General features: G+C 33.7%; 10 protein-coding genes. 4 read left to right on the plus strand and 6 right to left on the minus strand.

All coding sequences use genetic code 11. The features are described 5' to 3' along the window. The first annotated feature begins 141 nt into the window (after positions 1-141). Positions 142-2,376, plus strand: coding sequence for a TonB-dependent receptor family protein (locus tag ACTIEI_RS02515; RefSeq protein WP_439504702.1), 2,235 nt, complete (start codon positions 142-144; stop codon positions 2,374-2,376). Here the strand turns inward: ACTIEI_RS02515 and ACTIEI_RS02520 are convergent. The 3 genes from ACTIEI_RS02520 to ACTIEI_RS02530 form a co-directional block, all read right to left on the minus strand. Beyond that, positions 2,354-5,275: an AMP-binding protein gene (locus tag ACTIEI_RS02520; protein ID WP_439504703.1), complete on the minus strand. Its 2,922-nt coding sequence runs from the start codon at positions 5,273-5,275 to the stop codon at positions 2,354-2,356. The genes ACTIEI_RS02515 and ACTIEI_RS02520 overlap by 23 nt on opposite strands. Next, positions 5,268-6,314: a hypothetical protein gene (locus ACTIEI_RS02525; protein WP_439504704.1), complete on the minus strand. Its 1,047-nt coding sequence runs from the start codon at positions 6,312-6,314 to the stop codon at positions 5,268-5,270. The genes ACTIEI_RS02520 and ACTIEI_RS02525 overlap by 8 nt, the downstream gene beginning before the upstream one ends. An 87-nt stretch (positions 6,315-6,401) precedes the next feature. Then, complete coding sequence (locus tag ACTIEI_RS02530) at positions 6,402-7,418, minus strand: hypothetical protein (RefSeq protein ID WP_439504705.1); 1,017 nt, start codon at positions 7,416-7,418, stop codon at positions 6,402-6,404. A 180-nt stretch (positions 7,419-7,598) separates the two neighbouring features. Here ACTIEI_RS02530 and ACTIEI_RS02535 point away from each other — a divergent pair, with 180 nt between their 5' ends. From ACTIEI_RS02535 to ACTIEI_RS02545, 3 genes are read left to right on the plus strand one after another with little or no spacing between them, the layout of a single operon-like run. Next, positions 7,599-8,237 carry a hypothetical protein gene (locus ACTIEI_RS02535; protein WP_439504706.1) on the plus strand — a complete coding sequence of 213 codons (639 nt, stop codon included), beginning with the start codon at positions 7,599-7,601 and terminating at the stop codon, positions 8,235-8,237. After that, positions 8,234-8,533, plus strand: coding sequence for a winged helix-turn-helix domain-containing protein (locus ACTIEI_RS02540; RefSeq protein WP_439504707.1), 300 nt, complete (start codon positions 8,234-8,236; stop codon positions 8,531-8,533). The genes ACTIEI_RS02535 and ACTIEI_RS02540 overlap by 4 nt, the downstream gene beginning before the upstream one ends. A gap of 10 nt (positions 8,534-8,543) precedes the next feature. Then, a complete protein-coding gene (locus ACTIEI_RS02545; protein WP_439504708.1) occupies positions 8,544-9,806 on the plus strand; it encodes a hypothetical protein in 1,263 nt (420 codons plus the stop codon). Here ACTIEI_RS02545 and ACTIEI_RS02550 read toward each other — a convergent pair. From ACTIEI_RS02550 to ACTIEI_RS02560, 3 genes are read right to left on the minus strand one after another with little or no spacing between them, the layout of a single operon-like run. Continuing rightward, on the minus strand, positions 9,777-10,412 hold the full coding sequence (locus tag ACTIEI_RS02550; protein WP_439504709.1) for a class I SAM-dependent methyltransferase: 636 nt from the start codon (positions 10,410-10,412) through the stop codon (positions 9,777-9,779). The genes ACTIEI_RS02545 and ACTIEI_RS02550 overlap by 30 nt on opposite strands. Positions 10,413-10,428: 16 nt before the next feature. Beyond that, positions 10,429-11,574: a serine hydrolase domain-containing protein gene (locus ACTIEI_RS02555; protein WP_439504710.1), complete on the minus strand. Its 1,146-nt coding sequence runs from the start codon at positions 11,572-11,574 to the stop codon at positions 10,429-10,431. A 35-nt stretch (positions 11,575-11,609) separates the two neighbouring features. Next, positions 11,610-12,326, minus strand: a complete 717-nt coding sequence (locus tag ACTIEI_RS02560; protein WP_439504711.1) for a 3-ketoacyl-ACP reductase — start codon at positions 12,324-12,326, stop codon at positions 11,610-11,612. Positions 12,327-12,328: the final 2 nt, after the last annotated feature.

Genomic DNA, 12,328 nt, shown 5'->3' on the forward strand with positions numbered 1-12,328 from the left:
TAAAAGTTGATTAAATAGGTAAGTATCAGAATCGGGAAAAATATTGAAGAATTATTTTTCCTGATTTCGTTAATCTGTTTTCCATATTCATAAACAGCCAAATACATATTAGGGCCAACTTGCGGCCCTAAAGTTTTTGAAATGAAGAAGATTGTATTTGGATTGTTGTTGATTAACTGTTTTAACATTGTTTCAGCTCAGGATACTACTAAAATAAAGGATACTGGCTTTTTTGCTCCTAAATATTTACCAGAAATAACGCTCGTTGGTAGAAATTCAAATGCTGATATTCACTTTCTACCTGAAGTTGTTGGAACCAATATTAATGCAGGAAAGAAGAATTCTCTGATTGTAATGGATAATGTCCAAGGCAATGTGGTCACTAATACCATGCGTCAGGTGATGGCTAAAGTGCCAGGGATACATATTTGGGAAAGTGACCCAAGTGGTATTCAAATTGGTATAGCTGCTCGTGGTCTTAGTCCTAACAGGAGTTGGGAATTCAATGTTCGCCAAAATGGATATGATATTAGTAGTGATCCATTTGGTTATCCTGAAGCGTATTATACTCCTCAATTGAATTCTGTTCAAAGATTAGAAGTAGTTAGAGGGGCAGGTAGTTTGCAATATGGACCTCAATTTGGCGGCTTAGTAAATTTTATTTTGAAAGACGGTAGTGATATTAAAAAACCTTTTCAATATGAATCACAGCAAACAGCAGGTAGTTTTGGATTATTTAACTCATACAATGCTATTGGTGGACAAAATGAAAAATCGCATTATTATGCATTTTGGGATCATAGAAAAGGAAACGGATTCCGAGAGAATAGCGGCTTTAAAGTGAATACAGCTTTTGCCAATTATTCTTGGAAGCTTTCTAAAAAACTTAAGCTAGGATTCGAATTCACCCATTTTGACTATCTAAGTCAACAACCAGGTGGATTAACGGACGCACAATTTAGTCAAGACGCTTACAGAAGCATACGTAGTAGAAATTGGTTTGAAGTAAAGTGGAATATGGCTGCGCTAAATCTTGACTATAAAATCAACGAGAATAGCAGATTGAATATTAAAGCATTTGCCATGTCTGGAGATAGAAACAGCATTGGGTTTATGCAAGCGCCCAATGTAGCGGATACCATCAACGCATCAACACTGCAATACAATAACAGAAGAGTAGATATTGATCAATATAGAAACTTAGGTGCTGAAGCTCGCTATATCCTTGATTATAATTTAGGCAAAACAAAACAAACATTGTCCGCAGGTATTCGTTATTTCCGTGGAAAGACATATCGCTTTCAAAATGGCAGAGGAGATACAGGATTTGAGTATAATCTGAATACCTTAGCACCTTATCCAACTGACTTAGCATTCCTTACAGAGAATACTGCTTTTTTTGCTGAAAATATTTTCAAGATTGGTAAAAATTTTATTCTAATTCCTGGTTTACGTGTGGAGCATATTCGTAACACAGCCAATGGCAGGATAAATCTTACTGGAGATACAGAAGTGAAAGTTGGTAATGAAAATAGGAGACGTCAATTTATTCTTCCTGGTATTGGTGCAGAATATCATATTGGTATGACAGAAATCTATGCCAACTATTCACAATCCTATCGTCCTGCTTTATTCAGTGATTTAACTGCTAATCCAACAACAGACATCATTGATCAAAACCTAGCAGATGCAAAAGGTTATAATATTGATTTAGGTTATCGTGGTCGCATAAAAGATTATTTATTTTTTGATGTAAGTGGGTATATTCTTCAGTACAATAATCGGATTGGATTAATTGCACAACAAAGGACCGATGGTAGTTTCTATAATTTTAGGACAAATGTTGGGGATAGCAGAAGCATGGGGGTTGAAGCATTGGTTGAATTTAGTCCTACTAAAGCATGGATGAAAAATAATCAATTTGGTCATATTACCTTATTTACATCAATTGCTTATATCCAAGCCCGGTACGAAGATTTTAAGGTTATTAGCAGACAAGGGAATAATCTTGTAGAAACAAATATGAAAAATAAACGCGTGGAGAATGCTCCTGAAAATATCATAAGAGCTGGTATGACTTATACAAAAAAAGCATTGACCATTACTGCTCAATACAGCTATGTTTCAGAAGCCTTTAGTGATGCTAATAATACCATAACACCTACTGCAAATGGAGTTAATGGATTAATTCCCTCGTATAATCTGGTTGATCTAAGTGGTACTTATAAATTCAATGAAAAGTTCTTCTTAAAATCAGGTATTAATAATCTTTTTGGAGAGAAATATTTCACTAGACGTGCAGGCGGTTATCCTGGTCCTGGACTAATGGTTGCTGAACCAAGGAATTTCTTTGTTACCGTCGGGGTGAAATTTTAAATTTCCATCTAACCCATTGTGCTGAAAGGATAGAAAAAACTACATCATATGCCATACACAGCAGCTTGATTGAACGTGGTATTGCATGATCAAATACTTTCTGTGAATTAGCTAAGCTGGTCTCAAAACATGCAAGATTTAAAGGGTAAAATGTAGGTATATTTTTGGAGAGAAGCATATTTGGATTACGCTGCATACGACGATATAAGTATTGAGCGGTCTTTGCATTTGGCCATTCCTTTATTATATGACAGATTAATTCTTTAGCTTTTTCATTGTCATTCCTTATATACATCACAAAGATTAGTGTAATCAAATGTTCAATATTAAATTTATTTGGAGTATTCTTAAATTCATCCATAACCTTTATCAATGAAGTTTGGTTACCATGAATAGCTGTATAAATATGCACACCAAGAATATCAGGGGGCTGTAATTTAGGTTTCCAAGGATTGATGGTATGCGCTTGATTAAGAAACAAACTGACAGCTTCTGTTGCGAGCATCAGCATATTCTTAATTACCATTTCGGAATGATTAACCGTGGGAAGATCTACTAACATTTGAATATTATCATCTGATTCCCATGAATCAATACTTCCACCAACACCAAATTTTGGTAAAGGCGCCCTCCTTATGTGAAGTACTGGTGGTAGTTGTGTGGGTGGAACCTGAGCCAATGCTTTAATGAGAGCGGGAATTCGAAAAGTTCTAATTCGATGTAATGGAGGAGCATCCACCATTATAACGAATTGTGGACACTGAGGTGATCCAGCCAAAAGACGACTCACTAGCCATGCCAATCCACCACCAAATGAGAAACCAATTATTACCCGTGGTTGAGGTATTGATCCATCCCGAATACTTTTAACGATTTCAAGTGCAGCCTTCCACCATCTTTGGAATTGAAGCATAGATCCCTTGTTAATTAAGTAATCTGCTACCCATAAATCATGGTCTTGGAAGAACCCTGCTTCTCTATAACGCAAGGCAGGTGCCCAACCTCCAACACCTGGCATGGCTAGCACAATACCCTTGGATGATTCAACATTCGGTAAAACTTGCTTTACTCTTAAAAATTCATTCTTAACAATAGCGCTCTGAGGGCTTTCAATTTCTAAAATAGCCGCAAGGTTCTGTAAAGTACTTTTAATACGAAACGACTCTATTGGCAAACTTCTTCCAAAGATTCGCTCTATTTCAACTGATAAAATCATCAGACTGATGGAATCACCTCCGAGTGCAAGAAAGTCTGCATCATGTGTATGAGCTCCTTCCCATAATATAGAGTCCCAAAGTTGTGTTAAACGCGTAAAGTCATCCACAGCCGTGGTATTCAAATTGGTTTGAGTATGGAACGATTGAATATTTTTGATCAATGTTAAGTAATCAACTTTTCCACCTATCAACAAAGGAATTTCAGATATAATTTCAATGCTTTTTGGAAGCATAAAATCTGGTAAACGTTCTTTAAGCCAATTCCTTGCAAAATCAACTGTAATATTTGTATCATTAATTGTTATAAAACCATAAAGCACTACGCCATCTCTTTCTGTACGATCAACTATCGCTGCACCGGTAATCCCAGGTATAGTTTGTAAATGATTCTCGACTTCAGTTAAAAAGACTCGATGTCCGCGAATTTTAACCATTCTTCCAATACGACCTAAGTGAATTAAACTACCATCAGGTAGCTTTTCTACTATATCTCCCGTTTTATAAATCCGTTCATTTTTACTTCCTGCAAATTCAGAGAACCGTTCCTGATCAATTGTCCCATTTTTGAAATCACCCAATGCGTGAAAAGTAGATTTTATTAAAAGTTCACCTACAGTAGCCTGCCATTGTTCACCTTCTATTGGCCGAATAGCATATGAAGCTAGTGGATATACCCATCCAATAGGAACAGTTGGTTCTGTTAATTGCATTTTATCATTATTACTGCTCCAAATGAATAGTGCACTTTCAGTACTTCCGTAAACATTCTGTATTAGACATTCAGGCTTTAAAACCGAATGTGCAAGCCTTAGGTCATTTGCAAGAAGTGGTTCACCAGAAAACCGAACTCCGTCTAAACGTCTTAATGCATCAATCGCTTGAGGTAATGCAGCAAGTTTACGAAACATAGATGGAGTGAACCTTATATGTCTTACTCCTAGATGATTGATGGCTTGAATGATAGCAGTAAAGCCTCTTACCTTTACATCTTCAAGGCAAATAGAACCCCCTGATAACAAAAACACAAGCGCATGATGGAGGAAACCATAATTACCATGTGAACCCGCAATCAATACTTTTGCTTCTTTAGGTACACGCATAAGCTTAATCGAGCTTTGAACCTTTACCTGAATAGTTGTAGCAGAATAAGTAATGAGTTTAGGTTTACCCGATGAACCAGAGGTAGGAAAAATCATAGCAGGTTCTTCGAATGAGAGTCCTTTATCGATTAACAACTTACCCATTCGACCATCAGAGATTAAGAGATTCAGCTTCGGCAAATTCGAAAGAACCTTAATAGTTTTAGAATCACCTAAAACTAATGCACAGTTTGCATTTTCGATTAGTTCAAACAAACGTGCAGGAGGGTGGTCGGGTTCAAGCAAAATGAAAGCTCTCCCAGCGATAGCACATGCAAACCATGCTGCTATTACATCAAAGCTAATCGATTGAACTAATGCAACTGGACCTGGTAATTGGGTAGCCTCATTTATTTCATCCGCAAGTCCTGCAGAACGACAAGCTAAATCATTGAAGCTATACTTTTTTCCATTGCATATTACTGCTGTGGAATCTGGCAATAATGAAGCAATTTTTGCTAGAGAATTGGGTAATGATTCAAAAATTTTGTCGTCTTCAGGAGGAGAAAAAATAGATTTATGCCAAATCAAATCGTTACTCATTAGTTAACTCAACAGTATTTACAAACTTATTATTAAAGGCCCATGGAAAATGGTAAAGTACATATTTTAGGCCATATTGCTTTACACTTTCAGAGGTGATTAGCTTAGGTCTTAGTGTATTTTTTAGCTGTTGAAATCCAAAGCTTCCATTCTGAGTTCGGATAGCACCACCAGGAAAAGGACGAAAAGAAAGCATTTCTGGATGCGCTACTTGTCGTAACAGGATGGCTTCATGATTTTGAACAATAGATGTTAAATGTCTACCCCATTGTTCTTCTGCGATTGTATAAAGTGAAGCTCGATGGATTGCTTCTTCACTAGTGCATGTACGACCAAGAAATCGTTCAACAATACCATGCTCTTTTTCAGATAACAAAGGATAAAATTTAATTGGTTCAAAAGAAAACGTTGGGTTGAATCCTGCAAGTTCAGACTGAAGCAGCAAGCGTATTGTACCTTCTGCTCCTACTAATTCAATTATTCTTCTAAAATGGTTTGCATAATTTTCAGTAGAACCAAGAGGAATATCATTTACCCAATGTGCTACACCATTGTTTACTACAATAAAAAATTCGATACCAGGTTCATATATTAATGATATTTTTTTATTTAATAGCGCTATCTGATATAATAGCATCAATTCTGTTTGATCTGGTTCAAAAATAAGTGAGAGTTTATCAGGAAATGATGAAGCACGATAACCTCCGTTATACAAAAGAAAAAATTGAATAGGAGTCCCTTTTAGTATTTGGCTGACAAGATTTTGACAGACCTTAGGAATTAGTGAACTCAAATTTTTTTTAGATTGGAAATTAAAAACACGCTGTGTAAGTATATTAGTGATTTTAATTGCAAGAACCTCTGGGTTAGTACAGCTATTTTTGGTAGGTTCAAAAAAAGATGTTGAAAAAATTTCTTGGACTATTTCTATTTTTGAGTTAATCCATTTATTGACGAATTCTGCATATTCTTTATCCGCTTTTAAATAAGCTTCGTGACTTGATTCAGGGGATATGGGCAAAATCAATTCAGCTGTCATAATATTCAAGTTATGAATATTCGATAATTAAATCTAATTTAAAAATGATTCAGTTTAAAAATTCGGAATCAAGTTAGAAGTGATATCCTATTTAATTTGAGGAGCAGTTTTTTGATAAAGCCGCATCAATTTCCATAAACTAAAAAACCACAAAATCAGGTTCTTGGGTTTTTCCATATCAATGATTAATTCCTTTCGTGCTAATTCAAACCAATTTACTGGTTTACCTTTTATCTTTTCTAGTTTGATCATATAATTAATTGCAACTAAGCCACTACATATAATCAATAACATTCTTATCATAAAATACTCCTTATCCTTCTTTGGATAGGGAAGAGCAGATACTTTTTGAAATAGCGCTTTATTTTTTTCAATAAAGAAGCTTTTTAATTGAGTAAAATTTTGACAGGTATTTGCTAGTGTATAACTTTTCCCTTGGCAGTCTTTATACATATCAAACAAGTCGTTACAAAACTGTTGCAATCCTGCTACTTCATACAAAGCATCACTCATTTCTTTGGTAGGAGTACCGAAAAGATGGGTATAATAAAATACAAAGGAAATCATTGCCTTATCCCAGGTTACTTGCTGCAATTCAGCACTTGAGATTGTCGGATTAAACTGCTGAATAGTTTCTATCTGAACTTGTAAAACATCTCTAGAAACTTTTAAATAGGCAGCTTTATCGAAAGCGCTATTATTCAAATCAATACCAATTTCTTTAACTGCATTAACTAAGAAAACATCGCTCTGATAGTTTTCAGGAGCGATTGTTAGCTGCTCAATTTGGCTTGGTGTTAAATTTAGCTCATCTAATAAATCATCATACAATGGTGTTATTAAACCCATCATTGTTGCTGATCTTCTTTGTTGTTGAGTTATTGGTTTACTTATTAATCTACTAACACTATAACAAACAATAACGGGAACATATAAACAGTAGGAACTGGTTATCTTAAATCGTTGGTATTTACTAAATAAGCCATTATGCCTTACTTCTAATTCATTTAAGTATGGTTCAACAACATCATTTATGTATTTTTTTTGAGCCCTAAGCTCTCTAAATATAACAATTGCTGTTTTGAAAAACATGTATAAATTCATAAACAATACAATTGCATTTTACCTACTAAGATTTGCAAATATAGAATCTGTATTATATAAATAAGATTCTGCACAAAGTTACAGCAACTGAATTTATTCTCTTTCTTAACTAATTTTTATTTGTTTAAATTAAAGATTATCTTTTACTTTGTATTTCAAAGTACTTTTAAAATAATTAAAATGAATCAACAACAAGCGCATCTAGATGCAATCCAAGACATTAAAAAGTTGATGGAGCGCTCTTCAAAATTTTCAGCACTTAGTGGTTTTGCTGGCGTAGTAGTGGGATTTTTTGCATTACTTTCGATTGGAATCAGTTATAACCTTCTTGAGATATCTCCTTTTGGACAAACATCTTACTTATCAGTTCTAGCTCCAAATGGAATCATCAATACCAAAATTTTTAATATTATCGCGCTCAATTTTGGAATTGTATTATTGGTGTCATTTTTGACTGCAATATGGTTATCAAATAAAAATGCAATTAAAAAAGGGGAGCAAATATGGGATCACACTAGTAAAAGAATGATGATTCATTTTCTTATTCCAATGTTTGCAGGTGGAATTTACTGTGTAATATTATTTATCCAAAACCATATTGCTTTAATTATTCCAGCAACTATTCTTTTTTATGGTTTAGCACTTTTAAATGCCAGTAAATATACACATGATGATATAAAGTATTTAGGCGTATTAATGATTATACTTGGTCTAGTCGCATCTGTTTATATAGATTATGCCTTACTAATATGGGCAATAGGATTTGGATTATTACATATTCTTTATGGATCGTTCATCTACATTAAATACGAAAAGTGAAAAATAGCATTGAAGCATTAAATAAAGCGTTTGAAAGTAGAGTTAGGCTAGGCATTATGTCTATTCTTATGGTAGTAGATTCAGTCAATTTTGCTACACTTAAAGAGCAGCTTCAAATTACTGATGGAAATATCGCCAGTCATATAACTGCCTTAGAAAAATTAGAATACATCAATATCAAAAAACAATTTATTGGCAAAAAACCAAATACTACCTACGCTATTACAAGTAAAGGGAAAAAAGCATTCAGCTTACATATACAGGCATTAGAAAAGCTAATAAAACAAACACTTTAAAATTTATCAAATGGAATATAATATTATCACTAAAGCTATAATTGATAATCTAGAAAACCCAATTGCTTTAGAGCAACTTTATCAAAGTGATAAAAAAAGGTTTATTTATTCATTTGAAGAAGTAAATAAAAAATTTAGTCATCACTTATCTGTACAAATTTGGCATGAACGACTAAATAGAAAAAGGAATGGCATTGGATTGACCATCAAGAAAGAGGATGTATTATTTCTGGGAGCTGCATCAATTATTGCCGGTTTCATTGCAAAGATTCCTAATTTATTTGGATTGATTGAAGATGAATATTATGCAAGAAACTGTTCATTTATTGTAGCGCCTTTTCTAGTTATATTCTTTTCAAGAAAAAACCATTTAGCGCTTAAGCAAATAGCAATACCATTGATATTGATTTTCGTATCAGCTTTGTATATAAACATTATACCAAAAATCGAATCAAATAATTCACTCATTTTGGCTTGTATACACTTGCCTATATTCTTGTGGGCTGTTATAGGCTATACTTTTATTGGGGGAGATATAAAAAATAATTCTTTGAAAATTGATTACTTAAAATTCAATGGAGATTTCCTCGTCATGAGTGCACTGCTAGTATTAGCCGGAGGAATATTTTCTGGAATCACGCTAGGACTATTCAATTTAATTGAAGTTAAAATTGAGGAATTCTATTTTAATTATGTGGCAATTTGGGGATTGTCTTCTATTCCCTTAATTGCAACATATTTAGTACAAACGAATCCTAGTTTAGTAAATAAAATTTCACCTGTTATAGCTAAAATATTTACACCATTGGTTTTCATAACAGTACTAGCATTTTTAATAACCCTATTATATACAGGAAAGAATATTTATAGCGATAGAAATTTTTTACTCATTTTTAATGTTTTACTTATTGGTGTGATGGCTATCATTTTATTCTCTGTAACTGAAGCAACAAAAAATGAATCAAATAAAATGATCGTACTGACACTTTTTATGCTTTCCACCTTAACAGTTGTCGTAAACGGGATTGCGCTCTCTGCTATATTATTTAGATTATCCGAATTTGGCATAACACCGAATAGGGTAGCAGTTTTAGGAGCTAACCTACTTATTTTTATCAATCTGATATTGGTTTCATTGAAATTATACCAAGTAGTATCAAAAAAGGAGTCAGTAGAAAAAGTGGGGCTAATCATTGCAGGCTTTATTCCCTATTATTCTATTTGGGCATTTTTAGTAACTTTTCTATTTCCTATTTTGTTTCAATACAAATAAACCAATCAATATCCTTTCACAATTATGATTCACTTCTATCAATTCCTTTTGATTGATATACAATTCTAGTTGGTCAATAAATGGGCTTGCAGTAATACGCGCAGGTGATGCTATAATAATGGTGACTCCTTTTTGCAGAAATTGTTGAATTAGCTTTACTAAAGGTTCAAAATCAACAGGAGCATAATTGGTATCACTCAATAAAACCACATCGGAGCAAATTGTGGTAGGAAAAAAATTCCAATCTGCATATATGGCTGAAATTTTTTCATTGCTAATATGAGCAATATTTTTTTGCAACAACTCAATTGCATCAGAATCATAATCTGTAATGGTTATTCCCGATACCTGATGCACAATAGAAAAAGAAGGTAAACCAATTCCTGCTCCTATTTCAATAACTGTTTTATTGATGATTAAATCTGGATGCTGTTGAAGAAATATACTCATTGCTATTGCAGAAGGCCAAACTTTTGCCCAATAAGGAAACAAGATGGTTGGATTCTCTAAAAGTAATTTCTCGTAAGTTGGTTTAATCAATAAAGGATCAGGTATATATAAGCTTAATTCTTTTTCAAATTCCTTCAGTACTAAGGGATATTGCATGATACAAAAAAGTGAATTACTTTAATACAATATTTTCGTATAAACTATTTACGGTTTTCTTAATAACAGCGTTGAAACCATCTATATATTTTTGTTCACTACCATTAATGATTACAACAAAACCATATTTTTTTTTCGGCTCAAAAAACATTGCACTATTCAACCCATAAGCAGATCCTGTATGCCCAGTTAATGTAATTCCATTAATTAATTTATTGGATGTAGATAGTGCTAAACCATATTCCTCTTTCTCGGAAAGCATAGTTTGCATTTTCCTTGCACTTCTTTTAGAAATAACTCTCTTACCATTGGTTTTACCCTTATTACTATGCATGAGCATGTATTTGGCCAAGTCTGTTGCGGAGATTTTCATCCCTCCTGTTGGAGAAAAAATGGGAGTTGAGTAACCCATAGTATAATTGGCTATTTCCTCGCTTCTTGGAGCATAAGCATTAGGAGATAAAATAAATTTAGCAGAATCAATATTATACTCATAAATGGCTGCAAACCTTATTTTATCTAATGAATCTACACAATAGCCCCCATACAAGCCCAATGGTTGCAGAATATATTGCTTGATATAAGTATCAAAGCGTTCTCCTGAAACTTTTTCAATAATGGTGCCTGCCATATTGTAATTCAAATTACAATATTGAAAACCAGCATCTGGTGCATAATTATTGTAACACTTAGCCCAGTTTGGATTTTTAGTTGGATTAATCGCATCTAAACTAAAATACCCTTGACTATCATTGATAGAAGAACGATGCGATAAAACCATTTTAAGGGTAATTGGTGTTTCAGGATATTTCGGGTTGCGAATGATGAAGCCCACTAACTTACTCATATCATCATCCAATGATATCAATCCCTTTTCTACTAACTGCATTATAGCTGTTGCAGAAAAAGATTTCGAAATAGAGGCAATTCTAAAAATATCAGTATTACTAAGTCTTATTTGATTTTCTTGGTTCTTTAGTCCAAAAGATTGAGCATAAACGACTTTATTATTCTTTACTACTGCCACAGACATGCCCATTACTTTATTTGTATTCATAATGGTATTAATAGAAGAGTCTGCTGATGAATATTGACCATTGGTTAAAAATGGATGTATCAAAAGCAGACTCGCTATGAATAAGGAATAATATGCTTTATGCATTTTACCAACTTTTATTGGTGATTGAATGCATAAATTTAAGGATTGGTAGACCAAATAGAACTGTCTTTCACAAATACCCTTCTGTTTAATTTTAATTGTGCAATAATCAGTTCAGCAAAATCTTCTGGATGCATTAATCTATCTTCATTGTTGTTAATTAAATTAGCAGAATGTGCTAACTCTGTTACAACAGTGCTAGGAGCCATAGCTGTTACACGGATATTGTATTTGCGAACCTCTTGCATTAAAGACTCTGTTAATCCCATTACCCCAAACTTAGATGCACTGTAAGCACTTGTTGTTGCTGCCCCTTTTAAACCAGCTGTAGAAGATATATTTACAATATCTCCTGTTAAGCGCTTCATCATTTGTGGTAATACTGCTCTGGTGGTATAATACACACCAAATAAATTCACTTTCACTTGATTCTCCCAAACTTCAGGTGATAAATCTAAGAACTTACCAAAAGTTCCTGTTCCGGCATTATTAATTAAAATATCAATTGGGCCTAAAGTGTTTTCAATTTTCTCTACTGCCCAATTCACTGCATTAATATTACTAATATCTGCTGGGGCAATGATTGATTTAACCCCTAAATTAATTAGCTCTGTTGCTAGGTCTTGAAGGTCTTTTTCAGTTCGTGCAATTAATCCTACATGAACTCCTTCTTTTGCCAATGCAATTGCAATAGATTTTCCAATTCCTTTTCCTGCACCTGTAACTAGGGCAACTTTATCTTTTAATGATTCCATGA

Source organism: Sediminibacterium sp. (assembly GCF_051860225.1).
Classification (GTDB): domain Bacteria; phylum Bacteroidota; class Bacteroidia; order Chitinophagales; family Chitinophagaceae; genus Sediminibacterium.

Bases quoted from the DNA above. Each gene is read 5' to 3' on its own strand.
- ACTIEI_RS02515 (WP_439504702.1), top strand. From the start codon at position 142: ATGAAGAAGATTGTATTTGGATTGTTGTTGATTAACTGTTTTAACATT.
- ACTIEI_RS02520 (WP_439504703.1), bottom strand. From the start codon at position 5,275: ATGAGTAACGATTTGATTTGGCATAAATCTATTTTTTCTCCTCCTGAA.
- ACTIEI_RS02525 (WP_439504704.1), bottom strand. From the start codon at position 6,314: ATGACAGCTGAATTGATTTTGCCCATATCCCCTGAATCAAGTCACGAA.
- ACTIEI_RS02530 (WP_439504705.1), bottom strand. From the start codon at position 7,418: ATGAATTTATACATGTTTTTCAAAACAGCAATTGTTATATTTAGAGAG.
- ACTIEI_RS02535 (WP_439504706.1), top strand. From the start codon at position 7,599: ATGAATCAACAACAAGCGCATCTAGATGCAATCCAAGACATTAAAAAG.
- ACTIEI_RS02545 (WP_439504708.1), top strand. From the start codon at position 8,544: ATGGAATATAATATTATCACTAAAGCTATAATTGATAATCTAGAAAAC.
- ACTIEI_RS02550 (WP_439504709.1), bottom strand. From the start codon at position 10,412: ATGCAATATCCCTTAGTACTGAAGGAATTTGAAAAAGAATTAAGCTTA.
- ACTIEI_RS02555 (WP_439504710.1), bottom strand. From the start codon at position 11,574: ATGCATAAAGCATATTATTCCTTATTCATAGCGAGTCTGCTTTTGATA.
- ACTIEI_RS02560 (WP_439504711.1), bottom strand. From the start codon at position 12,326: ATGGAATCATTAAAAGATAAAGTTGCCCTAGTTACAGGTGCAGGAAAA.